24 protein-coding genes, 1 tRNA gene and 2 pseudogenes are annotated in these 23,060 nt (G+C 59.5%); 16 read left to right on the top strand and 11 right to left on the bottom strand.

All coding sequences use genetic code 11. From position 1 onward, the window contains the following. The first annotated feature begins 33 nt into the window (after positions 1-33). From LJD17_RS05405 to LJD17_RS05375, 7 genes are all read left to right on the top strand, one after another. Positions 34-1,431 (top strand): LysM peptidoglycan-binding domain-containing protein, encoded by a 1,398-nt coding sequence (locus tag LJD17_RS05405; protein WP_227383130.1) that lies wholly within the window; start codon positions 34-36, stop codon positions 1,429-1,431. A 150-nt stretch (positions 1,432-1,581) separates the two neighbouring features. Then, a complete protein-coding gene (locus LJD17_RS05400; protein ID WP_406600773.1) occupies positions 1,582-3,438 on the top strand; it encodes an ABCB family ABC transporter ATP-binding protein/permease in 1,857 nt (618 codons plus the stop codon). Between the two features lie 52 nt (positions 3,439-3,490). Next, entirely contained in the window at positions 3,491-4,192 is a 702-nt protein-coding gene (locus LJD17_RS05395) for a phosphatidylserine decarboxylase (protein ID WP_227383128.1), read from the top strand. Between the two features lie 148 nt (positions 4,193-4,340). Further along, positions 4,341-5,180, top strand: a complete 840-nt coding sequence (locus LJD17_RS05390; protein ID WP_227383127.1) for a CDP-alcohol phosphatidyltransferase family protein — start codon at positions 4,341-4,343, stop codon at positions 5,178-5,180. 125 nt (positions 5,181-5,305) lie between these two features. Then, the gene (locus tag LJD17_RS05385) at positions 5,306-5,938 is read left to right on the top strand and encodes a Maf-like protein (RefSeq protein WP_227383655.1); all 633 of its coding nucleotides are present in this window, start codon (positions 5,306-5,308) and stop codon (positions 5,936-5,938) included. Between the two features lie 16 nt (positions 5,939-5,954). Next, positions 5,955-6,155 (top strand): DNA gyrase inhibitor YacG, encoded by a 201-nt coding sequence (locus LJD17_RS05380; RefSeq protein ID WP_227383126.1) that lies wholly within the window; start codon positions 5,955-5,957, stop codon positions 6,153-6,155. 106 nt (positions 6,156-6,261) lie between these two features. Further along, positions 6,262-6,337: transfer RNA gene (locus LJD17_RS05375), tRNA-Phe, on the top strand. Between the two features lie 54 nt (positions 6,338-6,391). Here LJD17_RS05375 and LJD17_RS05370 read toward each other — a convergent pair. The 4 genes from LJD17_RS05370 to LJD17_RS05355 form a co-directional block, all read right to left on the bottom strand. Continuing rightward, a complete protein-coding gene (locus LJD17_RS05370) occupies positions 6,392-6,703 on the bottom strand; it encodes a tyrosine-type recombinase/integrase (protein ID WP_227383125.1) in 312 nt (103 codons plus the stop codon). 57 nt (positions 6,704-6,760) lie between these two features. Next, positions 6,761-7,165 (bottom strand): hypothetical protein, encoded by a 405-nt coding sequence (locus LJD17_RS05365; protein WP_227383124.1) that lies wholly within the window; start codon positions 7,163-7,165, stop codon positions 6,761-6,763. 277 nt (positions 7,166-7,442) lie between these two features. Then, entirely contained in the window at positions 7,443-7,601 is a 159-nt protein-coding gene (locus tag LJD17_RS24225; RefSeq protein ID WP_319799679.1) for a hypothetical protein, read from the bottom strand. Between the two features lie 182 nt (positions 7,602-7,783). Further along, positions 7,784-8,104: a hypothetical protein gene (locus LJD17_RS05355; protein ID WP_227383122.1), complete on the bottom strand. Its 321-nt coding sequence runs from the start codon at positions 8,102-8,104 to the stop codon at positions 7,784-7,786. 47 nt (positions 8,105-8,151) lie between these two features. Here LJD17_RS05355 and LJD17_RS05350 point away from each other — a divergent pair, with 47 nt between their 5' ends. The 5 genes from LJD17_RS05350 to LJD17_RS05330 are packed head-to-tail and all read left to right on the top strand — an operon-like array spanning position 8,152 to position 9,638. Continuing rightward, positions 8,152-8,541 carry a hypothetical protein gene (locus LJD17_RS05350; protein WP_227383121.1) on the top strand — a complete coding sequence of 130 codons (390 nt, stop codon included), beginning with the start codon at positions 8,152-8,154 and terminating at the stop codon, positions 8,539-8,541. Next, the gene (locus LJD17_RS05345; RefSeq protein ID WP_227383120.1) at positions 8,496-8,783 is read left to right on the top strand and encodes a hypothetical protein; all 288 of its coding nucleotides are present in this window, start codon (positions 8,496-8,498) and stop codon (positions 8,781-8,783) included. Before LJD17_RS05350 ends, LJD17_RS05345 begins: the two co-directional genes overlap by 46 nt. 4 nt (positions 8,784-8,787) lie before the next feature. Next, complete coding sequence (locus LJD17_RS05340) at positions 8,788-9,174, top strand: hypothetical protein (RefSeq protein ID WP_227383119.1); 387 nt, start codon at positions 8,788-8,790, stop codon at positions 9,172-9,174. Further along, on the top strand, positions 9,171-9,338 hold the full coding sequence (locus LJD17_RS05335) for a hypothetical protein (RefSeq protein ID WP_227383118.1): 168 nt from the start codon (positions 9,171-9,173) through the stop codon (positions 9,336-9,338). Before LJD17_RS05340 ends, LJD17_RS05335 begins: the two co-directional genes overlap by 4 nt. A 39-nt stretch (positions 9,339-9,377) precedes the next feature. After that, positions 9,378-9,638: a hypothetical protein gene (locus LJD17_RS05330; protein WP_227383117.1), complete on the top strand. Its 261-nt coding sequence runs from the start codon at positions 9,378-9,380 to the stop codon at positions 9,636-9,638. A 178-nt stretch (positions 9,639-9,816) separates the two neighbouring features. Here the strand turns inward: LJD17_RS05330 and LJD17_RS05325 are convergent, their stop codons facing one another. Continuing rightward, the gene (locus LJD17_RS05325) at positions 9,817-14,955 is read right to left on the bottom strand and encodes a calcium-binding protein (RefSeq protein WP_227383116.1); all 5,139 of its coding nucleotides are present in this window, start codon (positions 14,953-14,955) and stop codon (positions 9,817-9,819) included. Then, positions 14,948-15,481, bottom strand: coding sequence for a hypothetical protein (locus LJD17_RS05320; RefSeq protein WP_227383115.1), 534 nt, complete (start codon positions 15,479-15,481; stop codon positions 14,948-14,950). Before LJD17_RS05320 ends, LJD17_RS05325 begins: the two co-directional genes overlap by 8 nt. Before the next feature lie 393 nt (positions 15,482-15,874). Between LJD17_RS05320 and LJD17_RS05315 the strand changes: the two genes are divergently transcribed. Both LJD17_RS05315 and LJD17_RS05310 read left to right on the top strand, forming a co-directional pair. After that, positions 15,875-16,426: an ImuA family protein gene (locus LJD17_RS05315; RefSeq protein ID WP_319799678.1), complete on the top strand. Its 552-nt coding sequence runs from the start codon at positions 15,875-15,877 to the stop codon at positions 16,424-16,426. Positions 16,427-17,717: 1,291 nt separating this feature from the next. Further along, positions 17,718-18,136 (top strand): annotated as a pseudogene (locus tag LJD17_RS05310) (hypothetical protein); the annotation flags it as partial. A gap of 147 nt (positions 18,137-18,283) precedes the next feature. Here the strand turns inward: LJD17_RS05310 and LJD17_RS05305 are convergent. The 5 genes and pseudogenes from LJD17_RS05305 to LJD17_RS05290 all read right to left on the bottom strand — a co-directional run bounded on the left by LJD17_RS05305 (position 18,284) and on the right by LJD17_RS05290 (position 21,266). Continuing rightward, positions 18,284-18,712, bottom strand: a complete 429-nt coding sequence (locus LJD17_RS05305; protein WP_227383114.1) for an autotransporter outer membrane beta-barrel domain-containing protein — start codon at positions 18,710-18,712, stop codon at positions 18,284-18,286. Next, positions 18,709-18,852, bottom strand: a complete 144-nt coding sequence (locus LJD17_RS24335) for an autotransporter-associated beta strand repeat-containing protein (protein WP_264478294.1) — start codon at positions 18,850-18,852, stop codon at positions 18,709-18,711. Before LJD17_RS24335 ends, LJD17_RS05305 begins: the two co-directional genes overlap by 4 nt. Positions 18,853-18,909: 57 nt before the next feature. Continuing rightward, a pseudogene (locus tag LJD17_RS24330) lies at positions 18,910-19,245 on the bottom strand (autotransporter-associated beta strand repeat-containing protein); the annotation flags it as partial. A gap of 6 nt (positions 19,246-19,251) precedes the next feature. Continuing rightward, a complete protein-coding gene (locus LJD17_RS05295; RefSeq protein ID WP_227383113.1) occupies positions 19,252-19,839 on the bottom strand; it encodes an autotransporter-associated beta strand repeat-containing protein in 588 nt (195 codons plus the stop codon). Between the two features lie 842 nt (positions 19,840-20,681). Next, positions 20,682-21,266 carry a helix-turn-helix domain-containing protein gene (locus tag LJD17_RS05290; RefSeq protein ID WP_227383112.1) on the bottom strand — a complete coding sequence of 195 codons (585 nt, stop codon included), beginning with the start codon at positions 21,264-21,266 and terminating at the stop codon, positions 20,682-20,684. 194 nt (positions 21,267-21,460) lie between these two features. Between LJD17_RS05290 and LJD17_RS05285 the strand changes: the two genes are divergently transcribed. Together LJD17_RS05285 and LJD17_RS05280 are read left to right on the top strand one after the other, a co-directional pair. After that, positions 21,461-21,961: a fasciclin domain-containing protein gene (locus LJD17_RS05285; RefSeq protein ID WP_227383111.1), complete on the top strand. Its 501-nt coding sequence runs from the start codon at positions 21,461-21,463 to the stop codon at positions 21,959-21,961. Between the two features lie 137 nt (positions 21,962-22,098). Beyond that, positions 22,099-22,860, top strand: a complete 762-nt coding sequence (locus LJD17_RS05280; RefSeq protein WP_227383110.1) for an SDR family NAD(P)-dependent oxidoreductase — start codon at positions 22,099-22,101, stop codon at positions 22,858-22,860. The last annotated feature ends 200 nt before the right edge of the window (positions 22,861-23,060 follow it).

Below are 23,060 nucleotides of genomic sequence, written 5' to 3'. Positions count from 1 at the left end.
ATGCAGGAAAGTGCCGAAACGAGAAAAGGCGTCATGGCGGACGAGAAGCAAGGTAAGGGGACGATTGCCATCCTCGGCGCAACGGCCGTTGCTGTGGTCCTGGCGCTCCTCGGAGTGTTGTATTGGAGTGCCGGGCCGCAAAAAGCCGAGACGTCTCCCGCGGCATCCGCCGTGCAGCCGCCGGTCGAGCCTCAGAAGCAGGCCGCTGCCGCGCCGGCAGCGTCGTCGCAACCCCCGTCGTCCGAGCCGGCCCGGCCGGCCTCGACCCCTGCACAGCCGGCCAAGCCCGCCCCTGAGACAAAGGGCGCGGCGGCACCGATCGCGCCGTCCTTCGATATCGTCCGCGTCGAGCCGACCGGAGACAGCGTCATCGCGGGCCGCGCCGCGCCGGGCGCCACGATCGAGCTCCTGAGCGACGATCAGGTCCATGCCCGGGGCGTGGCGGACGCGTCCGGGCTGTTCGCGATCACCCCTCCGCCGCTGCCGCCCGGCTCCCACCTGATCATCCTGCAATCCATCGCCCCCGACGGCACCCGCCAGCGCTCGCGCGAAAGCGTGACCGTGGCGATCAACGGAAATTCCCGTCCGCTCGTGGCCCTGGCGGCGCCCGACAAGCCGACCGTTCTCCTGTCCAATCCGGAACCTCCCACACCCAAGCCCGTGGAGACGCCACCGGCTGCCCCGGCACAGGAGCCCGCGAAACAGGCGGCCACGGCCTCGAATACACCTGAAACCGCCGCTCCCGCCGCACCCCCGGCCCAGCCGGCGCCCCGCGCGGACATCAAGATCATGAGCGTCGAGACGGAACCCGGCCGGCTCTACGTTTCCGGACAAGCCGCGCCGGGCGCCACCGTGCGCCTTTACCTCAACGAGACCTTCGTGGCGCCGGGAGGAGCGGGGGCGGACGGCAAGCTCTCCTTTGCCATCGCCAGCGGCGTAAGATCCGGCGACTACCGGGTCCGCCTCGACGATGTCGATCCGGTCTCCGGGCAGGTGAAGTCCCGGGCGGAGGTCGGGTTCAACGTTCCGCCCGAGGCGGCGCCGCAGATCGCTCAGGGGCAGGCCGTCCCGGCGGCTCCCGCCGTGCCGCTGGCCGCCAAGCCCGGACCCGCGACCTCGTCCGGTGCCCCGGCTGTCTCCGATTCCGGCGCGGCCCCGGTGGTGGTCCCGCAGCCCGGGATGGGCAACCGATTGGCCTCCGCCCTTCCGGACAGCCAGTTTCCCGCCAACACGGTCGTGGTGCCCAACATCAATACGGCCATCGTTTCCCGCGGCGACAGCCTGTGGCGGATCAGCCAGCGGATCTACGGGCGGGGCATGCGCTACACCGTGATTTACGGCGCCAACCAGAAGCAGATCCGCGACCCCGACCTGATCTATCCCGGCCAGCTCTTTGTCCTGCCCTCCGACCAGGCCAAAGGCACGAACTGACGGCTTTTAATTCACGGTGATGCCCGGCGGGGTGAATTCACTCCGCCGATGGCTTATATGCAGGGCCGACGGTTTCAGCGGATTCTCATAAAAATGTCTTCCCCGACAGCGTCCTCCCCAAGCGAGGCCGCGAAAACAACGCCCGGCTTCATGGTCACGGTCAACCGGCTCTGGCCTTACCTTTGGCCCCATGGCCGGCGCGACCTCCAGATGCGCGTGTTCCTGGCGTTCGGCCTCCTCCTGGTCGCCAAGGGCGCCACGATGGTCACGCCCTTCGCGTTCAAATGGGCGACCGATGCCCTCGTGGCCGTCACGTCGTCCAACGGCCAGCAGACCGCCGAGGCCGCGGCCACCGCCGGATCGTGGCTCTGGCGCGCGCCCATTCTGCTCACCGTGATCTATGGCCTCACCCGCATCCTCATGGCGGTGCTCACGCAGGTGCGCGACGGCCTTTTCGCGAAGGTCGCCATGCATGCGGTCCGCAAGCTCGCGATGCAGACCTTCGAGCACATGCACCGCCTGTCCCTCCGGTTTCACCTGGAGCGCAAGACGGGCGGCCTGACCCGCGTGCTGGAGCGCGGCCGCAACGGCATCGAGGAATTGTCGCGCCTGGCGGTTCTGACGCTGATTCCCACCATCGTCGAGTTCGTGATGGTGCTCGGGATCCTGGCCTGGGAATTCGACTGGCTGTACTCCGCCGTGGTGTTCGTAATGGTGGTGATCTACCTCGGCTACACCTATCAGGCGACGCAGTGGCGCATCTCCATCCGCAAGCGGATGAACGAGTCGGATACGGACGCCAACACGAAGGCCGTGGATTCCCTCCTGAACTACGAAACCGTGAAGTATTTCGGGGCCGAAGCCCGGGAGGCGATCCGCTACGACCAGTCCATGGAGCGGTTCGAAAAGGCCTCGACGCAGACCTACACGTCGCTCGCCGTGCTGAATGCCGGGCAGGCGATCATCTTCACCATCGGCATGAGCGTCGTGATGGTGCTCGCGGCGCGGGACATCATGGCCGGGCGCGCCTCCATCGGCAGTTTCGTGCTCGTCAACGCCATGCTGGTGCAGCTTTACATTCCGCTCAACTTCATGGGCATGCTGTATCGCGAGATCAAACAGGCGCTCATCGACATCGACGACATGTTCCGGATTCTCGACAGCAATCCGGAGATCGAGGACTGCCCCGATGCGAAGCCGCTTCATGTGGGACAAGGCATCGTCCGGTTCGAGGACGTGCACTTCGCCTATACCCCCGAGCGTCCGATCCTGAAGGGTGTCAGCTTCGACGTTCCGGCCGGGCATACGGTGGCGATCGTCGGCCCGTCGGGGGCCGGCAAATCGACCATTTCGCGCCTGCTGTTCCGCTTTTACGAGCCGACCAGCGGACGGATCCTCATCGACGGCCAGAATATCGCCGACGTGCAGCAAGCATCCCTGCGGAAGGTCATCGGCATGGTGCCCCAGGACACCGTGCTGTTCAACGACACCATCGGCTACAACGTGCAGTACGGGCGCTGGGACGCGGCCGCCGAGGAGGTGAAGGAGGCCGCGCGCCTTGCGCAGATCGACCGCTTCATCAGCTATCTTCCGGAAGGCTACGAGACGCCAGTGGGCGAGCGTGGCCTCAAGCTGTCGGGCGGCGAGAAGCAGCGGGTGGCCATCGCGCGGACGATCCTGAAAGGCCCGCCGATCCTCGTGCTCGACGAGGCGACCTCCGCCCTCGATTCCTTCACCGAGAAGGAAATCCAGGATGCCCTCGACCGGGTCAGCCGCGGGCGCACGACCCTGGTGATCGCGCACCGCCTGTCCACGATCATCGGCGCGGACGAGATCATCGTTCTCGACCATGGCCGCATCGTCGAACGGGGCACCCATGCGAGCCTGCTTGCCCATGGCGGCGTCTATGCGGCCATGTGGAACCGCCAGCGCGAGGCCGATCAGGCCCGCGAAACCCTCAAGCGGGCCGAGGAAGAAGAGCGCAGCACGGAAAGCGTGGCGGGTTGACGGAACCCGCCCGCCCTGCCATCCCCCTGATCGTCACAGAGGCCTGCCGAGAATGTCCGATATTCTGGAATCGATGCGTCGCATCTTCGTCCCGATCCACAAGGAGGGGTATCCCTTCATCCTGATCGCGCTGATCGCGACGATCCTGCTGGCCATGCTGTGGTCGCCGCTCGGGTGGATCGGCACCATCCTGACGGTCTGGGTCTGCTATTTCTTCCGCGATCCGCCACGGGTGACGCCCATCCGCGAGGGTCTGGTGATCTCGCCCGCCGATGGGCGCGTGAACCTCATCACCACGGCAGTGCCGCCGATCGAGCTCGATCTGCCGCAGGAGCCGATGACCCGGATCTCGGTTTTCATGAACGTGTTCGACTGCCACGTGAACCGCTCGCCGGTCACGGGGCGGATCGTCCAGATCCTCTATACGCCGGGGCTTTTCCTCAACGCGGAACTCGACAAGGCGAGCGAAGACAACGAGCGCAACGCCCTGGTGATCGAAACGGCGGACACCCGGATCGGCGTCGTCCAGATCGCCGGTCTCGTGGCCCGCCGCATCGTGTCCTTCGTGAAGACCGGCGATTCCTTGAGCACCGGCGAGCGCTTCGGCCTGATCCGCTTCGGCTCCCGCCTCGATATCTATGTGCCGCTGACCGCTCAGGTCCTGGTCGGCCTCGGGCAGAATTCCGTGGCGGGCGAAACCGTGCTGGCCGACCTCTCGGCCAAGGAACCGGGGCGGCAGTACCGGGTGGGGTAGGGGCAGCCTCCTCGCTCGCCGAGGGCGTACCTGAGACCGTCCTTGACCGTACCTCTCGCATGACTCTCATGGGATCCGGTGCGGGAAGTGTGAGGGCAAAACGAAAGCCGATCTTGCGGCCGGGAGAGGGCACCCTTACAAACCGGTCATGAGCGATCTTTTTCCCCCCTTCGCCCCCGATCCGGACGAGCCGCGAAAGCGCCTGTTCAAGCCGGTGCCGTTTCGCGTCATCGTCCCCAACATCATCACGCTGGTGGCGCTCTGCCTCGGCCTGACGGCGATCCGCCTCGCCTATGAGGGGCGGCTGGAGCCCGCGGTGTTCGCCATCATCGTGGCGGCGGCGCTCGACGGGGTGGACGGCCGGGTGGCCCGGATGCTCAAGGGAACCTCCCGGTTCGGCGCCGAGCTCGATTCCCTGGCCGATTTCGTCAATTTCGGCGTGACCCCGGCCCTGGTGCTCTACAGCTTCATCCTGCACGAGCTGAAATCCGTAGGCTGGATCGCCGTGCTGGTGTTCGCCATCGCCATGGTGCTGCGGCTTGCGCGCTTCAACGTGATGCTCGACACGCCCAACCGGCCCGAATGGCAGAAGAACTTCTTCACCGGGATGCCGGCCCCGGCCGGGGCCATCACCTCGCTGCTGCCGATCTACCTGCATTTCCTCGGGGTGCCGGTCGTGGGCGCCTCGGTCGCCCCGGTGGTCCTGGTTTACCTCCTCGGTCTCGCGTTCCTGATGGTGTCCACCATCCCGGTTTATTCAGGCAAGACCATCGGCAAGTACGTGCCGCGCCATTACGTCCTGCCCATCTTCGTCGTGTCGGTGGCGCTCTTCGGCCTCCTGGTCAGCTTCCCGTTCGAGATGCTCACCGTGATCACGGTGCTGTTCCTGGCGTCGATCCCGGTCAGCGTCATGCGCTACCGGCGTCTCGAGCGACTGGACGCCAGCGCGACGAAGGTCGAGCCCGACTTGCCCTTGCCCGGCGCTTGAATCGCCGTTCGGCGGTTCCATCTTGTGGCGGGGCGCGCCAGTGCCCCTCGATCGTGTTGTTTATCGGAAGGAGCCGGCTAAGGGCTCCTCAGAGCCTGGAGAAAATCGTGGCGTCCTCTTCCGAGATGTCGAATGCCGGCTGGCGTCCCAAGCTCGTTCTGGCTTCGGCCTCACCCCGCCGTCTGGCCCTTCTGCAGCAGGCGGGTATCGAGCCGGACGCGCTCCTTCCGGCGGACGTCGATGAGACTCCGCACAAATCCGAAAATCCCCGCGAGCTCGCCAAGCGCCTCGCCAGGGAGAAGGCCGAGGTCGCCCGGCGGGCGGCGCGCAACCGGGAGGACCTGCGGGATTCCTTCATCCTTTCCGCCGACACGGTGGTGGTGGCGGGCGGGCGTGTCCTCCCCAAGGCGGAGGTGGTGGACGAGGCTGCGGCCTGCCTGCGCCTGCTCTCGGGCCGCGCCCACCGGGTTTACACGGCGATCTGCCTCGTCACGCCGAAGGACGGGGTGCGCCAGCGCATGGTGGAGACCCGCGTGCGCTTCAAGCGTTTGTCCCGGGACGAGTTCGAGCGCTATCTCGCCTCGGGCGAGTGGCGCGGCAAGGCGGGCGGCTACGCCATCCAGGGCCTCGCGGGGACCTTTGTGGTGAAGCTCGTCGGATCTTATTCGAACGTCGTCGGGTTGCCGCTCTACGAGACCGTCGCTCTTCTGGACGGGGAGGGGTATCCGGTGCGTTTCAGCTGGCTCAACGCCGCTTGAAGCAGGAATGATCGTCATGAAACCTGCCAACGAGAACAGACCGAAGGATTCCGCGGACCTTTGTCCGATCTGCGCAAAGCCGACGAACCCCGATTACAGGCCCTTCTGTTCCAAGCGCTGCGCCGATGTGGATCTCCAGCGCTGGCTGTCCGGCCGGTATGCGATTCCGGCCGTCGAGGACGACGAGGACCGGGACGAGAACGACCGGGAATCCTGAGCCGAAAAAATTTCCTCGCCAAGACGGCTCAAGGTGGCTGGACATGCGCGCCAGCTCTGACTATACAACCGGCCTCCGACGCAAACGGGCCTCGCCCGCGACGGACGCCCAGGTAGCTCAGTTGGTAGAGCATGCGACTGAAAATCGCAGTGTCGGTGGTTCGATTCCGCCCCTGGGCACCACTTCTTTTTTGAAGCATTGAAATCCCTCAACAATTCTAAAGAATTGTCCCACTGCTATGGCTTAGCCTGCGGAAGTGGGACACCCAGCGCCCGTGCTGCCGGCACCTTCTGACGCGCTGCCTTCGTGTAACGGGCCACCTCCTTTGAGGTCTGATGCCCCGTCACCGCTTTAATTTCCTCCTCTGACTTTCCAAGCTCTGCGAGCCGGGTCGCTGCCGCCTTTCTAAGTCCGTGCGCCGAGCATTCCGGCAGTCCGGCATCATCGCACCACTTCCGCATGCGATTGCCGAATCCATTGGGAGTGAACGGCTTCCCGAACTCCGTCACGAGAAACGTCAGATCCCCGCACGGCGAGGCGTCGATCATCTTCTACAGCTCTGGGATGATCGGAAGCTCCAGGATGATTGGCCTGCGGTTCCGGTTCTATTGCTGAGTAAACTTCAGCCAGCCGGCCCGGACGTGCTGCTTGCCGAAGAGAACGAGATCCGAGCGCCGTTGCCCGGTGTAGCGCAGAAGGGCCAGGGCCAGCCGAGCCCGGGTGCCAATGCGGTGCTTCTCCTCGTACCGCTCAACCTCCTCCAAAGACCATGAATGGAAGCCCTGACTGGCGTTCTTGAGGTGCGGTACATCCTTTGCCGGGTTGCGATCAGAAAGGTCGTTCTCGATGGCGAAGGCAAAGACCTGACGCAGAGCCTTTACAAGGCCATTAGCGGCTTCCGGCGTTTCAGCCTTGCCATCGCACCATTTACGGATGTTTCGGGCCTCCAGCTTGTTAAAGGGGAGGGGTCCGGCCTTGTCGCACACCTTGTCGAGAATGCCCCCGCGCACCCGCTGGGTTCTGGCGTCGAGCCGCTTATACTCTGCAGACTTATAGTAAGCCTCACAGAGGGCCTTGATGGAGCCCGGGATAGTGGCGGCCGCCCGTCAGGCTCTTTGGACTGGAGAGCCCCCGCAAGGGCCTTCCCGTATAGCTCCATAAAGGCAGGAGTCCTCGGGATGCCCTCCAGGCAGACCTTGCGTTGCCCGGGTTTGCGAAAATGGACCCGGATGCTGCCGTGCCGGTCCTCATCCTCGACACAGTATTTCGGCAGCCTTCGGCGCATTCTCAAAGCTCGGTGTCATCAAAGGGGTTGTGGCCTCCATCCTCATCGCCGTCAGGGAGAGCGGCGAAACTGGACTCAATTTTCAAGCGGTCCCAAACGACCCGGCTGCCGATCCTTTTCGGCCTGGGCATGCGAGCATCCTTGACCATGATGTCGAACATAGCGGGCGAGACTCCAATGAGTGCGGCGGCCTCAACCCTGGACAGCCCACGAGGGGGCAGGGAGAGCGGCAGGGGGTGCCGTGGTTGTGCCTGTTCCAAACGTCTACCCTCCTATGACCGTAGCAAAGAGGACTTTTGCTGCCACAGAGAAAATTATACCTTTCAAAATCAATGTCTTGTGCTCATGACCGCGCATCAATGGCAGGCCCACTATGCCCGGCAACTGGAACGCGTGACGGATGAACGTTGGCACCGGGCACAGTGGATACGTGAAAGACTGGCAGGAACTTGCTGCGCCGGTAGCGGGAGGCGCGAAGGTTGTTCGCTGCGATCCTGATATTCAGGAAGCTGCCCTTGATCTGATCGCGGCCGATGCCGTGACACATCCAGAGGTATTCGAAGTAACGCTCTTCGGAGAGGGCGGGGATCGGGGAATCTGCCAGCAGCCTGATGATGGTATCGGTGCGGTAGACCGCATGGGATGGAAGACGGATGAGGTTCACTTTGTCCTCCTGACCCATTAGCCGCTCATGGTGTGTTTCTGGCAGCCATGGCCCGCAAGGCCTGCGAACGGCGCCGCTCGTTCCTCAAGGGCCTGAAAACCTTCGCCATCTTCGGCAAGGGCTGGATGGAGCGCGTTGCCGAGGTCGAAGCCCATGCAGTGGCTTTGGCTCTCGCGGCGGCCGGTCTTGCTCCCGCGGCCGTGGCAAAAACGCTCGACGACTACGGCAGCCGGAATGCCGCGAAAGCCAAGACCGAAGCCGGCAAGGCGACCGGCGCTGGCGCCGTCACAACCCAGCCCGATCTTTCCGGCCTTGATACGTCAGGTCTAATCGTCCTGTCTGTTTCGGCGCCATTGCCGGAGCCGTCGATACGCCGGTCCAGCGGCCGGAAGTGCCGGCAAAGCCTGCCGCGGCACCGGCCATCACCAAGGAGGTGATCGAGGAGGTCGGCCCCATCGTCGCGCATCTGACCAATAACGAGCCTTGGTATCAGAGCCGGGTGACCTGGGGCGCCATCATTGCTGCTGCTTCGCCCATCCTTGCGCCGATCATCGGAAGGGCCCTCTCGCCTGAGGAGCAAGCCCTCTGGACGAGTGTCTTGACGATGGTCGGAACCGGGATCGGTGCCGCCCTGACCCTGTATGGCCGCTGGAAGGCCCGTAGACCGATCGGGGCCTGAGCACATGGAGATCCCCGACCTCGGTATAGGCGCTCAGGCGACCCTCCCGGTCAGCCAGCTCGAGAACCTCGCAAGGTTGGCCGCCGACCACGCGGCTTCCCAAGTCGTGGCCCGGGCTCCCACGAAGGAAGAAGTGGAGCAAATCGCGAAAGCGGCGGCGAATGAGGCCGCTGAAAGCGCGGTCGAGCATGGCATCGAGCGCTTCCTCGAAAGGGCGGGGATCGACCCGAACGATATGGCGAACCTGCGCAAGGACTTCGCCTCCATGCGTTCCTCGCGGGAAATCAAGGAGGCTATCGTCAAGCAAGGTTTCCTTGCCGTGATGACCATTCTGCTCGGCGGGATCAGAACGGCCATCATGTTCCTTCTCAGGGGAGGCGGCATCAAATGACGGTGCGCAAGATCTTCGCCGCGGCGGCCGTGTGGCTCGTCGCGGCATTCGTCGGCACCTCCTTGTTCCTTTACGTTAGCCCTTCGCTTGAAGCGCACTTCGCGCCCGCTCTGACGCATCAAAAGGTGGAGGTGCCGCTTCGGGAGCCCGGACGCGTTTGCTGACAATGGGCGTGGCCTAAGGAGCGATACGCACAGCCGACCGTGATTGCCTGGTCCTTGGTGGTGGATGGGACCGCTGTTGAATATCCCGCTGTCGTCGCCCGTCGGCGGGACGGCGAGATTATCAAGGATGTCAAAACTGCGAGCTTAGGGCCAAGCTCGAATGAGCTCTGTGCCCGGATCCCGGCTGAGCTCGACCCCGTCAAAGGACTTCTTCTGCGTGGGCAGGCCAACTATGCCGTACCGCACGGGTTCTGGACGATCTGGCAGGACCTGCCGCCGATCACGGTCCCGCCTCTGTAGCGAGCCCCCAGTTCCTATATGAGGTCTCCTTAAGGCATCGACCACGCCTTGGGGACAATCCGTCCTCTTACAGAATACAGGACTTTTTGCAGAGGGACCTGAGCAAAGTGGTGCCTATTTCTTTTGAGGATTTCGGAGGTAGGTCGGTGAGATTTGGATCCACTTGCTTCGAGTTAGATCATGTAAACATGAACTGGGTCGCCATTAGCGATGCTAGTTTGACGTTCATGAGGATTATCGAGTCATGGCTGTCGAGCTTTATCAGTGTGTGATCGGATTTCTCAATGGCGTGAGCCTTCAGATCAGCAAACGAACGAATTCGTCTGTCTTCGATCCGGATGAGATCGCCAGGGCTAAGGTCATTCCTGATTTCGAAGTCGCCAATGAAGTCCTGGCCGTCTCCCTTGCGGAATATGAATGTATCTCGACCTTTCCCGCCATAGAGAGCATCGTTCTTCTTGCCACCTGTGAGGATGTTGCCGGCATCATTGCCGACGATAAAGTCTTCGTAATTTGACCCTGTCACATTCTCGATATTGGAGAGGTAGTCGTTGCCGATATCTGCTCCTAACCCAGTTCCAGGCTTCGGCACCGGCTTAAATGGTGATGGAGTAAGATCGATCTTGCCAAGAGCAACAAAGATCGCTTTGCGGGCAGCGGTGTAGTCCACCGTGTCGTTTCCTTCACCTCCGTCCAAAGCGTCTGTCCCTCGGCCGCCGATCAAGGTATCGTCACCGTTGCCGCCGTTCAAAGCGTCGTCGCCTGTGCTGCCGTCAAGCCAATCGTGGCCGGCGCCGCCTGACATGACATCATTGCCCTCGCCGCCAATCATTCGATCCTGTCCTAGTCCGCCGAGAAGATCATCATCGGCTTTGCCACCATCGAGGGTATCATTTCCTGAACTTCCGGAAAGCGTGTCTTGACCAACGCCACCAGTCATTTGGTCGTTGCCGGAGCCGCCATGCAGATAATCGTTGCCTTCGTTCCCGAGCAGCCGGTCGTTCCCTTTCCCACCGAGCAGAGTGTCTGCTTCGAGTCCACCGAACAGAGTGTCTGATCCGGCACCGGCGGCCAGGTAGTCTGATCCAGCCTCGCCCTTGAGAGTATCATTGCCCACATGGCCAAGCAGGACATCGTTTCCGTGACCACCCAACAAGCTGTCTTGGCCGCGTCCTCCGACTAGTCGGTCATCACCAGCGTCACCGGTTAGAACGTCATTGCCGATGCTGCCGTAAAGACGATCCTGTCCAGCGCCGCCAGCGAGGATATCATTATCAGCGCCCCCATTAATCAAATCATCGCCGGAGCCGCCATTAAGAGCGTCCAGGCCGGATCCGCCAAGGAGGCGATCATTCCCAGCCCCGCCATGAAGACTATCATTTCCTGAGCCTCCATTCAGCAGGTCACGACCAAGGCCGCCGATCAGTTGGTCAACATCCTCGCCACCCGAAAGTGTATCATCCCCACTTGAACCATCGAGGACGTCCGTTCCGGCTCCGCCGCGAATTATGTCGCTGCCATCTTGCCCTAAGAGGATGTCATTACCTGCACCACCATCCAGGGTATCGGCGCCGGAAGCTCCCTCCAGCGAGTCATTGTCGCTGTTCCCACCAAGAACATCGTTTCCGTCGCCGCCGAAGAGGGTGTCATCGCCTGCTCCACCGAAGGCTGAATCGTCGCCGAGATGGCCAACGAGTAAATCCGCGCCGAGGCCGCCACTCAGAGAGTCATCGCCGGTTTCGCCCAGGAGATGATCATTGCCATCACCGCCAAACAACTCATCGTTGCCGTCGTAGCCTTCAAGGATATCTTCGCCTTCGTTGCCGGCGAGGCGATCATTGCCATCCTGGCCGAACAGTCTGTCGTCCGCTCCGCCGCCGCTTAGCGTATCATCATTGTCGCCACCTTCAAGACGGTCGGAGCCATCGCCCCCTGCGAGAAAGTCATTTCCGGCGGAAGCGATGAGCGTGTCATCACCTTGTCCGCCAATCAGCTGATCGTCCCCATCTTCCCCTCGAAGGAGATCATCGCCTGCAGCGCCAATAACAGTATCAATTCCAGCGCCAGCCGTGAGGGTATCATCTCCCGCGTCGCCGGAAAGCAGGTCACTTCCGTCTTCTGATGTCAGGTGATCGTTCCCATCTCCGCCGCTTAGTTCGTTATTTCCTGCCTTTCCGTCCAGGATGTCGGCCCCGATGCCGCCATTAAGGCTATCGTCGTCCATACCGCCAAGGAGCGTATCGTCTCCATCCTCGCCGATCAGTACGTTCAGGCCGTCTCCTCCGACGAGGGAGTCATTGCCGGTGCCGCCGACGAGTAAGTCGTCTCCTATGTTTCCTTCGATGTAATCGTTGCCCTCGTCGCCAAACACGTCGTCGTTGCCGAGGCCGCCGATCAAACTATCGTATCCTTGACCACCCCGAATGCTATCATGGCCGTCATGGCCGAGGAGTGTATCTGCTCCTGCTCCTCCAAAGAGGGCGTCATCGCCATTCTCTCCGAGGAGATCATCGTCTCCGTCCTGTCCTACGAGGATGTCATTTCCTTGCCCGCCGAGGATTTGATCTTCACCGGAGCCGCCATCCAGAGTGTCGTTGCCGTCATCGCCGCGAAGGAAGTCGTTTTGCTCGTCCCCTCGAATGACATCGTTGCCTTCCCCTCCTGTCAGCTGGTCGATGCCTGATCCACCACTCAGTTGATCGTCATCCTGCCCGCCATCCAGGGTGTCGTTGCCGTCGCCGCCACCAAGAGTGTCGCTTCCAATGTCACCCGTGAGAATATCGTTGTTGCTGCCGCCTGACAGGTAGTCGGCCCCCAGGCTTCCGCTGAGAGTGTCGTCACCTTGGCCTCCGATGAGGGAGTCGTTGCCGTCTCCACCCTCGAGGGTATCGTTGCCATCATCTCCGAAAAGTTCATCTGAACCTGCAGCTCCGGCGAGTGAGTCTGCGCCGGCTCCTCCCGCAATCGTGTCGTTCCCCGCTTCGCCGTGTAATGTGTCGCCGCTGTCGCCGCCGCCGAGCAGGTCATTGCCGTCTCCGCCCCAGAGAGTATCCTCGCCAGTCCCGCCGATCAGGCGATCGTCGTTAGCATCGCCATAAAGAGTATCGTCTCCGGAATCCCCAAGCAGCAGATCTGCACCGCCGCCGCCGACCAAGACGTCTGTCCCGCTCCCGCCTGAGAGACTGTCATTGCCATTTTCTCCGCGCAGACCGTCATTCCCTGTTCCGCCGATGAGGAAATCCTGTCCTTCTCCACCATAAAGTGTGTCATTTCCTGACTCGCCCCAGAGCTTGTCGTCTCCTGTGCCCCCGAGAAGAGCATCAATTCCGACACCCCCGACGATCTGGTCATTGCCATCCTCTCCATAGAGGACATCGTTTCCCTTGAGGCCATAAAGAACGTCGTTGGCGGATCCGCCTCGAACCCGGTCATCACCGGAGCCGCCGTGAAGTGAATCCTTGCCATCGCCGCCATTCAGCGTGTCGTTACTGGCGGCTCCGCTGAGCAGGTCGTTCCCATCGCCACCATTTACGACATCAATGTCGGACCCACCAAGGATCGTGTCGTTCGAGCCGGTGCCTTGCACGCGACGGGTACCCAGCAAACTGTATTGCAATACAGCGTCCGCGATAAGGCCCGTGGTCCCATTGCTTCGGGTAAATGTCGTTTGACCAAGGATGACGCTGCCGTCTGGCTTTGTCTGACGGATACCGTTTGACTTAAGCCCGATCGATGTAATTCCGAGATCAGCCAGGCTGCGCATTTCTCCCGCGTCAGTGGCGCCATTGTTGTTGGCATCCCGCCAGATGCGAAATTCGCTGAACCGGGCGTCGCTGCTGTCGAGTTTGTAGTCGCCATTCTTGTCAAAGGCTTTACGCAGGCCCATTAAGTCGGTCTTTGCGCCGTCAAACCAGCGCGTGAAAACAACTTCGTTGATGCCGGTAATTTTGCCGTCTGGTCCAGCCTTGCCGTCGGCAGCAAGATCAATGACGAGAACGCTGTCTTGCGGCCCCGCCCACGCCGTGGGTTCCCGGTAGCCGTCGTTATCGAAATCCATCAACACATGAGAAGCGCTTTGGTCAATGATCTCGATCCCGTCGCCATCAAGATCAATGATGATGGGTGCTGCCAGAGGTGCGGTTTTGGGCTGTACATACACAGCCGGTGAAATGATCAGCCCTCCACTCGGACTGTCGCTATTTGCATCGGGATCACTGTCCGTGTCGCTATCGTCTCCTGCCGGCGGATCGCCTTCCGCTGGTGGTTCAGGAGGATCAGGGATTTCATAGTTATCCCCATCATCGCTTTCCGCTTGTCCGCCAGGATTATTCGGATCTCCGCCATTCGGGTCCGCCCCCGTCGTGCCATCGTCCGACACGTCTCCACCCGGTGGGGACGATTCCGCTGAAGCATCGGGGCTTGAGGTTTCGGGACCAAGCCCCCCGAAAGGATCGGATGCACCAGGCAGACCACCGCTGGTTTGCGCATCGTTGAGAGAGTCGTTTGTTGTCGCACTGCCAAGAGCATCTGTGCTTTCAAACCCGCCAAAAGAGGAAGCTACGTTTTGTGCTTCGCTGAGATCGTTCTGTAGGCTTCCGAGATCTTGTTGGACCCGGTCGGCGATGGAGTCCCAGCTATCGGGTGCTGTTACAGCCCTGTCGATCGCATCGGCAATCGCCTTGTCGTAGTCTCTGCCTACCGTTGTCGGATCCCGTTCCGCGAAGCTGGTCTTTTCGCCTTCTGCAAGAGCTGCAGACCTCATATCGTTGGAGAAAGACGGAGCTTGATCTTGGACGCGGTCGCTGTACGCTTTTGCAGCATTGGCTGCATCGAAGGCATCCGCGAAGCGAGCGTCATAAACATCCTGAAGGCTGCCGTAGCGATTAGGTGAGATTTCTGTTGGACCGGGGGATTGTACTTTGACATCATTTCCAAAATCGGGCTGTGCCGAAATAGTAAAGCCGTATCCAATTGCTGGAGTTACGTGCGAAGTCCAGGAGGACTTCACTTCAAAACCGTTGAACTCGGTATAGCCTAAGCCTGCAAAGCCTTTCACACCAGCTACAGCGCCCGATAGCTCTCCATATCCTACGTATCCGCTCCAACCATTTAAAATTGAGTGTCCGAGCTCAACACTTACGCCAAGCACATTTACTGTAGCTTCCCAAGAGACGTCGATACTAGGATTGCGTGGATTGCCCACTGCTACTGTGACGCTTATGTCAATCCCACCTACAAAAGGTGCTCCAACTACAAATCCGCCAATGACCTCACCATCAAAATTTAATGAGCCGTTCTGTCGATCATTGTCAGCCATTTTTGTTGCTCGCGGTTTGGTATGCTTCTTCTAGTGCCTCGACAAATTTACTGACCGCCGCGGGCGGGAAGTGAATCTTGGGGATGGCAGATATTCCGGTCTTTAGAACAAAGACTAAATGTATATTTTCAAAGAAGTTGCTTTCTACTTGTATGAAAACACGGCCATTCTCAAAAGAGCTAGGAACTTCTCTGCTGAAAAGCACGTCTGGATAGAAATAGTAAGCAATAAGCTGAGGGATAGTACGTAATTTTTGCTTTATACTTAGTGTTTTCCAGCTGCGGTCTGAAGATGAACTGCGTTCTTGACAATAAGTATTGGCTTCTTTGATGGCTGAGATTAGCTGTAGACTCTGCTGAAGTGTGAAACCGATCCTTTGGCTTAGGCCGCTATAGTACGACAGAAGAATCAATTTGCCGTCAAATGTCGTGCTTTGTGCTTCAACGTAGAATTTACCTGTTATCATCGAGTGATTGATTTCACGGGAATACAGGATGTCGGGCCATATGATGTCAGGTACTATCATTTTTTAGATCTTGAGCCGCTTCCAAGGTTTTATGTAACGTTTACATCTTGTCCAATTAGCGCATCGCGCGGATCACATAGTCCTCTTGGATATAGCAGGCAGGTGCTGAGGCTGAACCATCAATCCAACCAAGAATGGTGTTGCTAGAATTACGCAACCAAAACGTGCATACAACTCTCTAAACAGGGAGGAAGCAATGTTTTGCGGGTGCTGATAAACCCAGGTTTCAAATTGTTTTCAGATGACTTAACGATCAATCGTAACAAGTTTCTCCCCAGATTTCACAGGCTTTCTGCGACAGGGCGACTCTACGGCATGTGAGAACATAATAGGAACATCGACACATTGCAGACGGTGAGGGGTGCAAGGCGCATGCGGGCCAGGCAACAGACAGTGCTTGCCGAGTTACGGCACCAGCTCGAAAGCCTTGGCGCCGGCTCTGTGCGAAAGCTTCATCTGCCGTTCGGTCTCGCGGAACTCGATGCTGACCTTCCGGGCCATGGTCTGGCGCGGGGAGCTTTGCACGAGGTCATAGAAGGCGGGCTTGCTGCGGAGTTTGCCGGTTCTGCGACCCTGTTCGTGGCTGGCATTGCCGCTCGGCTCAAAGGGCCGGTGCTGTGGTGTCTTAACCGGCGAGATCTGTTTGCCCCCAGCCTCGCGGGAGCCGGCCTTCACCCTGATCGCATCATTTATGCGGAGGCCTTTCGCGAGCGCGACATTCTTCCCAGCATGGAGGAGGGACTTCGCGAGAAAAGCTTGGCCGCGGTCATCGGCGAGGTGACGCGGCTTGGTCTGACATCCTCACGACGTCTCCAACTGGCGGCGCAAGCCTCCGGTGTCACGGCTCTTGCCCTGCGCCGCTGGTGGACTGTTGCCGAGAAGGAGCTAACTATTCTTCCCACGGCCGCTGTCACACGTGTCGCTCCCCACATTCCTTCGTTGTAGGCAGCATATCCGATAGAGCCCAACCCAAATACTGTGTCGATGGCCCTGTAGCCTTGCCCTAGGCGATCCAAATCCTGATTGACGACGTGGCCAAGGTCATCGAAGTCGATGTATCCCAGTCCAACACTGAACGGGCCGCCATTTGTTGTATAGCCACCTTGCCAAACCATTCAGACATTGGAGTGCTGCCTATTTTCGCTTATTGTCGCGCTGATCTTTAGTAATGCAAGGTGAAAAAATATGTAGATGGGGGCGAGACATAAGATATAGACTAGCCACATTCTAATTATTGTGTGGTAAAACCAATTAGGATTGAAGCCATAAAGGGATTTTGTACTAGGTGAGTCTAGGAAAATTAAAAACAGAGAAAGAGGGATATATATATATAAAGAAGGCGATAATCTATCAGTTTGAATTTTGATAAATATGTATTTATTATGTGTAAGGGATATTTTAGCGAATACAATGTGGTAATAAATATACCTATTCCGAATATTACGTTAAATAAGAAGAAATTGTATATGTAGGTGTTTGAGAAGAGGCTGCCAGCGTCAATTATAGCTTTGATATGATATTGAGACGCTGGCCATAAATAGTAAAGTAGTTTCTCGAGAAGCGACGATGAAGGAAGGGAGTTCGATAGCCATATCAACGTAAGTGGGAATACAAAGCCGTAGATAAGAAACGCCTTGATGAATATTATTGTGGGCATTGTGTCTATTGCACGTTGACCTGGAGTTTCGTTGTAATTTTCTGGCATGTGCGTTATCTAAAATAGCTGCGCATGAGTATTAGAGATGTCTATGAGTAGAAAATTCGCTAATATTGTATTTATACGTTCGCGAATGAACCACTTCCCGTGTACAGCAATCCCTTTCCGCTTTCTTGCTCTTTCTGCTCGCTCATGAGATGACGTCTGATTTTCAATCAGGGCTAGCATCTAGCAAATTATACAGTTACAACGTGTGTTCAACTCTCTAAACGGAGAGGGGTTCTAATCCACACGACCGCGGGTAAAGAACCCAGATCGCTTTTGGCCGACCCAGATGTCGAACGAACCGACCTTCTCCCATGATTTCACAGGCATACGTCGACATGTCTGCTCTATGGCGTGTGAGAACGTAGTTGGGATATCGCCGCACCGTGAACATTGAAGTTCCGAGGCGGGTGGCGGTCAAGCTACCAACAGCGCTTTTCGAATTGCGGCACCAGCTTGGAAGTCTCGGCGCTGATGATACTGAAGCGAAAGTGCGTAACTTGCAGTGTCTCCTTGGTTTGCTAACCTGCCCGTATGTGCAATCTCTACTCGATCACCAAGGCGCAGGACGCGATCCGGCAGCTGTTCCGGATCCGGCATGACCGCACCGGCAACCTTCCGCCCATGCCCGGGATCTTCCCGGATCAGATGGCGCCGGTTGCCAGGGACCACGATGGCGAGCGCGAACTGCTGATGATGCGCTGAGGCTCTCCATCCCCGCCGAACGTCAATGGTCCACCAGTGACGAACGTGCGGAACGTCAAGAGCCCTTTTTGGCGCGGCTGGCTCAAACCGCAGTATCGTTGCCTGGTGCCGCTCACCTCATTCCCACAACAGCGGACGCATACGACGCTTGGCTGAATGCGCCGACAGAGAAAGCCTTAAACCTCCAGCGGCCTTTGCCCGATGGCGCTCTGCAGATCATCGCCCGCGGCAAGCGCAAGGATGCGGCACAATCAAAAGGCCGGCTTCGTGCCAGGAACGGACCTTCCCGTAATCGCACTCGCGTTACACGGCGCACAAGGGTTCAAGGGCGATGCGTATGCGCTCCCTTGGATTTGTTGTTTTCGACCACCATCGGCAGGCCCGCCAGTTGGCCTTCATTTCGTCTCGAAGCGCCAGGTGAAGTTGCCCTTCACCGCATGCTCCTGCGCCCGCTGTCCGACCTGATCCGAGTAAGATACGCCAAGCGTCATGTCCCTGCCCATCTCCCATTCGAGGCCTGACTCGGCCACCAAGGCATCGCGGTCGACCGGGATGCCCGCAACGTTGAATGCCGACAAACCGCCCGAAAGGGCCAGCAACGCAGAGGGATGCATGTCCCCAACGGAATGCCGCCAGCCCACCAGCCCGTGCACGCTGAGCGGAAGATCCGCACCAAGCCGAGCCTCGGCGCGGATACCGAGCGTGGTCGTGCCGAGTTCGTAGTTGCGGCCGTAGCCGGTCAGGGCTGCCGCGCCACCGTCCTCCTGGAAGCCGTCCAGATGCGGACGCATGACCGTGGCGCCGAGGACTGGCTCGAGCTTCATCCGGCCAAAATGGACCCGTTCACCGCAAGGTTGCCGTCGCGCACGAAGCTGTTGCCGGTCATCGTGCTCGTGCCTGTCAGATCTAGGCGCCCCACGCCGCGCTTGGTCAGGATTCCCGCTCCGTCGATGGACTGCGCCATCGCGCCGTCGGTTTGTTGATTGATAACCAGCTCAGACCTGTTCTCGATCGCGCCCTGAGCGAGGATCGTCCGACCCGTGAACGTGTTCGGGCCGACCAGAGTCAAGGTCCCGAGTCCGTCCTTGACGAAGGAAGCGTTGCCTGTAATCGCGGAGCGCACGGTCATGTCATGGCCATTGGTGTCGATGACGCCAAACCCAAGGTTCATAACGAGCCTGCGGCCCGCAGCCAGATCGAAGGGCGAGCCGAGCAGGAGCGTACCGTTGCTGAACGTCATGTCGCCGGTCGGCGCACCGAGATTGCAATCGGCCGAGGCCAGCAGTTCTCCGCCGATGAACATGTCGCCGGTATAGGAGTTGGCGCCCGTCAGCTCCAGCCGTCCAGTGCCTATCTGGCGGAGTCATCTGGTGCCGGAGATGACGTTCGATACCGTCTGATCATTCGAGCGGTTGAAGACCAGCGTGGCATTGTTGATCACATTGCCCGAATCCAGCGTTCCGGTGCTGCCGCCATCGCCGACCTGGATCGTGCCCGAGTTGATGGTCGTGGTGCCGGAAGGGGTGTTGTCGCCCGAGAGCGTCAGAGTGCCCGCCCCATCGACTTGGAGCGTGCCGCCCTCAATGCGCGTTCCGCCCGTATAGATGTTTGGCCCTGCAAGGACCAGTCGTCCAAGACCCGATTTGGTCAATCCTCCTGCGCCGCTGATGGGGCTGGGGGCCCAGAACGACGCCGTTCCGGCAGTGCCATTGAACGTTGTGGTACTTTGCAGTTCCAGCGTCATCGAGCCACTGAACTCCGCCGTACTGACCTGTGGCGACGGCGAAGAGCCGTAAACGATGCGCGGCGCACTGCCGGTCATGATCAAACCGCCATCCCTGAAGATGTAGCGGGCATCAGGGTCCAGGAGGGATCCGCCCGGGAGGAACAAGCTGTTGACCGTATAGGTGCGGATCAGGAAGCCATAAGAGGCACTGATGGGTGCCAGCAATGATACGTTCGCGGTTGCGCTATCCGGATAGCCGCCCCGTTCCACGCACTTGGGTTATTCCACACGAAGCCCCCAGACCCCATTGATATAGGTTTGTGCCTCAACCCGAGTGGAAGAGAGCAGGATGGAGGCTGAGACAGAGCCCAGCACGAGAATGACGAAGGGCCGGTACCTCCTCCCTCTCACGTAACGAGGCTCCGGACGACCGCACGTCTCCACAATGGATCGGGAAAGCTGGCGCATTTGGCGTCCTGCCGGTGGCCTTGAGACAAACCACCCACTCCTTCGACCGCTCCGGACATTAGGAGAAGAAGCCGCGACATCCAGCTTGGAACGCGGCTGGCCAAACATTTCTCGAGGCATGTAATCCAATGGCAACGGGGATTGTCCGCGAGGACGAACCTGCTATCTCCCTTCTTAGGACAAGGTCAGGAATGGGGCGAACGCTGACGCCCGTCAGAGGTGGGGAGGAGACACACATTTCGTAGGCTGCGGGTGAAGCGCTCGCGGCGGCAGGCCCCATCCTGTCTCGTGAAAAGCCTGGGCATCTTCAGCTGCTGTCTTCGCACGATTAACGAACGCCCGCAGGACATCTGGGCTCCTGATCGCCATAAAGGCCTGCGCCAGCTCGACACCTTCTCGGAAGGCGAGAAGCGCCGTGGCTCCGCCCGTCGATGAATGGGGCGTCTCTAGGAGGCCATGAAGCTTCAGCGGCCCTTACCCGATGGAACTCTCCAAATCGTCGCCCGCAGCGAGCGGAAGGACGCAGCCTGACCACAATGTCGGCTCCTTGCCCGATGCTATGGGTGCACCCGTGCAGCATGAGTGTTGAGCGCTGAACCTCACGGCGTCGTCACCACGATGGCCGAGCATGGAGTGCGTTCCTCGCACCTGTAGCTGTGCGGCGCGCTAGAGTCGAAATAGATGGCGTCACCCTCGCTAAGGACGAAGTCGCCGTCTGCAATGTTGATGGTGAGCCGCCCCTTGAGCACGTAGACCAGTTCCGCGCCGTTGTGCTGGTGCGGCTTCGATTCCTTCGACGACGCCGGAAATTCCGCAAGGAACGCCTGCAATTTGCGATCGGCGACGGGGAAATCGAGGCTCTCAAAGAAGTAGGACGGCACTTGCTCCCCAGGACGGTCCGGTAAGCGCAACCTTTCCGACTTGCGGACCACCGCGACCTTGGGTCGGTCGGACGTTTCGGCAAAGAAATGATCGAGACCAACGCCGAACACAAGAGCAATGCGCAGCAGGGTCGGCAACGTCGGGATGATCTGCCCGCGCTCGATCTTCGAGAGCAGAGCCGGCGACAGGCTCGTATGCTCTCCGAGTTGCACGAGGCCAAGCTTCTTACTCTGGCGCAGCACACGTATCTTGCGGCCGATCTCGTATTGCCCCAGCCCGGCAGCCAGCGTCTCCGACAGCATTTTGCGCCTCCGTTTTCTCTTGGATCAATTAAAGCGACGGCATTTTTCATGTCAAGAAAATCAATGTTCATGTCACGAAAATGTGAGTAACGTTCAAAGAGTTTTTCATGAAATGATAATAGCCGAGGCCAGCGTAATGGTTCTCCGCGGTCGCCGCTGAGCGACCGAGCCATCCCGTGCAAGGAGCATGAACAATGAAATTCGAAATCAGGAGTTTGGTGATCGCGACTGTTGCGGCTCTAGGCCTTGTGGCTGCCGGCAATGATGCTCGCGCAGCCGACCAGGACATCGTCCAAACGGCCGCCGCAGCCGGCCAGTTCAAGACTCTTGCGGCCGCACTCAATGAAGCGGGTCTCGTCTCTACGCTCAAGGGCTCAGGCCCATTCACGGTCTTCGCGCCCACCGATGCAGCCTTCGCTAAGCTGCCTGCCGGAACGGTCGAGAACCTTCTAAAGCCGGAGAATAAAGACAAGCTTACCGCAATCCTGACCTATCACGTCGTTCCCGGGCGGGTGACGGCGGCTGATGTCGTCAAGATCAAGGAAGCGAAAACGGTGAACGGCAAGGCCCTGAGAATAAGCACGAAAGGCTCGGGCGTCATGATCAACGATGCCAATGTCACTCAGACAGATATCGCGGCTTCGAACGGCGTCATTCATGTCGTCGATACCGTGATCCTTCCACCGAACAACTGATCTTGCGGCCTGGAGCATCCCTCCGGTGCTCCAGGCTTCTTCTTTTGGCGCCTTGGTGCTGTTGCGGCTCAGTTCGCGATGCCGCCCGCACGCAGCATTCAGCAATGGGCGCGTGCCGGGAAGAACAGAGGATCGCAATGCGTCCAGGCGACTCAAGTTCGCTGCTCCTGAACAGCCTCGAGCGACCGGCCCGTGCCCTTGTCATTGGCGCGTCCGGTGGCATCGGATCTGCCGTCACGGACCTTCTTGTGTCTGAAGGGTTCGAAGCCGTTCACGCGTTTTCCCGCACGGTAACCGACAAGCGCTCGCCGGGTGTGCATGTGGGAAGAATCGATATCGAGAACGAGGCGAGCATTGCTGCCAGAGCCAAGGAGCTTATCGAAGGCGCTCCCTTGCGCTTCATCCTAGTCGCGACCGGATTCCTTCACGACGCCGCCCTCCAGCCCGAGAAAACCTATCGCAGCCTTGATCCGGAGCATCTCCTTAAGATCTTTCGCATCAATGCGATTGGCCCTGCTCTCGTGGGCAAGCATATGCTGCCGCTTTTGCCGAAAGCGGGCAAAAGTGTCTTTGCTGTGCTCTCTGCACGCGTCGGCAGCATCGAAGATAACCAGCTTGGGGGGTGGTACGGCTATCGTGCATCGAAAGCGGCGCTGAACCAGTTCATTCGAACCTTTGCGATTGAAGTTCGTCGCCAGAGGCCTGAAGCTATCTGTGTAGCTCTGCACCCGGGAACCGTTGATACACGTCTCAGCCGCCCCTTTCGAGCCGGCATTGAAATCAACAAGATCCTCTCACCGGTCGACTCCGCAAAGCGGCTTCTCACGGTCACGAATACCCTGACGCCAGCGCAAACCGGGCGGTTCTTTGCTTGGGATGGGCGGCCAATTCGCTTCTGATAAATGACCTGAGGTGATCCGTTTGTACGGGATCCGAGGCCGCGGTTCGATCCAGAACCGCATTCTTCAAAGATTGCGAAGAGATCTCACACATCGCGGCTTGCGGGTGAAGCCCTCTTAGCGAGCGTGCTCACTCTGTGTCATGAGGCGCTTGGGAATCGTCGGCAGCAGCCTTCGCAAGATTAACAAACGCCCCGGCG

The sequence above is a fragment of the Microvirga rosea genome (assembly GCF_020595095.1).
In the GTDB taxonomy this organism is placed as follows: domain Bacteria; phylum Pseudomonadota; class Alphaproteobacteria; order Rhizobiales; family Beijerinckiaceae; genus Microvirga; species Microvirga rosea.
This window is presented reverse-complemented; position numbering and strand designations above follow the sequence as displayed.

What these genes read in the sequence shown, in the direction of transcription:
- LJD17_RS05405 (WP_227383130.1), top strand. Translation starts at nt 34, where the DNA reads ATGGCGGACGAGAAGCAAGGTAAGGGGACGATTGCCATCCTCGGCGCA.
- LJD17_RS05390 (WP_227383127.1), top strand. Translation starts at nt 4,341, where the DNA reads ATGAGCGATCTTTTTCCCCCCTTCGCCCCCGATCCGGACGAGCCGCGA.
- LJD17_RS05395 (WP_227383128.1), top strand. Translation starts at nt 3,491, where the DNA reads ATGTCCGATATTCTGGAATCGATGCGTCGCATCTTCGTCCCGATCCAC.
- LJD17_RS05325 (WP_227383116.1), bottom strand. Translation starts at nt 14,955, where the DNA reads ATGGCTGACAATGATCGACAGAACGGCTCATTAAATTTTGATGGTGAG.
- LJD17_RS05340 (WP_227383119.1), top strand. Translation starts at nt 8,788, where the DNA reads ATGGAGATCCCCGACCTCGGTATAGGCGCTCAGGCGACCCTCCCGGTC.
- LJD17_RS24225 (WP_319799679.1), bottom strand. Translation starts at nt 7,601, where the DNA reads ATGTTCGACATCATGGTCAAGGATGCTCGCATGCCCAGGCCGAAAAGG.
- LJD17_RS05350 (WP_227383121.1), top strand. Translation starts at nt 8,152, where the DNA reads ATGGCCCGCAAGGCCTGCGAACGGCGCCGCTCGTTCCTCAAGGGCCTG.
- LJD17_RS05370 (WP_227383125.1), bottom strand. Translation starts at nt 6,703, where the DNA reads ATGATCGACGCCTCGCCGTGCGGGGATCTGACGTTTCTCGTGACGGAG.
- LJD17_RS05290 (WP_227383112.1), bottom strand. Translation starts at nt 21,266, where the DNA reads ATGCTGTCGGAGACGCTGGCTGCCGGGCTGGGGCAATACGAGATCGGC.
- LJD17_RS05285 (WP_227383111.1), top strand. Translation starts at nt 21,461, where the DNA reads ATGAAATTCGAAATCAGGAGTTTGGTGATCGCGACTGTTGCGGCTCTA.
- LJD17_RS05385 (WP_227383655.1), top strand. Translation starts at nt 5,306, where the DNA reads ATGTCGAATGCCGGCTGGCGTCCCAAGCTCGTTCTGGCTTCGGCCTCA.
- LJD17_RS05320 (WP_227383115.1), bottom strand. Translation starts at nt 15,481, where the DNA reads ATGATAGTACCTGACATCATATGGCCCGACATCCTGTATTCCCGTGAA.
- LJD17_RS05335 (WP_227383118.1), top strand. Translation starts at nt 9,171, where the DNA reads ATGACGGTGCGCAAGATCTTCGCCGCGGCGGCCGTGTGGCTCGTCGCG.
- LJD17_RS05380 (WP_227383126.1), top strand. Translation starts at nt 5,955, where the DNA reads ATGAAACCTGCCAACGAGAACAGACCGAAGGATTCCGCGGACCTTTGT.
- LJD17_RS05280 (WP_227383110.1), top strand. Translation starts at nt 22,099, where the DNA reads ATGCGTCCAGGCGACTCAAGTTCGCTGCTCCTGAACAGCCTCGAGCGA.
- LJD17_RS05305 (WP_227383114.1), bottom strand. Translation starts at nt 18,712, where the DNA reads ATGAAGCTCGAGCCAGTCCTCGGCGCCACGGTCATGCGTCCGCATCTG.
- LJD17_RS05400 (WP_406600773.1), top strand. Translation starts at nt 1,582, where the DNA reads ATGGTCACGGTCAACCGGCTCTGGCCTTACCTTTGGCCCCATGGCCGG.
- LJD17_RS24335 (WP_264478294.1), bottom strand. Translation starts at nt 18,852, where the DNA reads ATGGCGCAGTCCATCGACGGAGCGGGAATCCTGACCAAGCGCGGCGTG.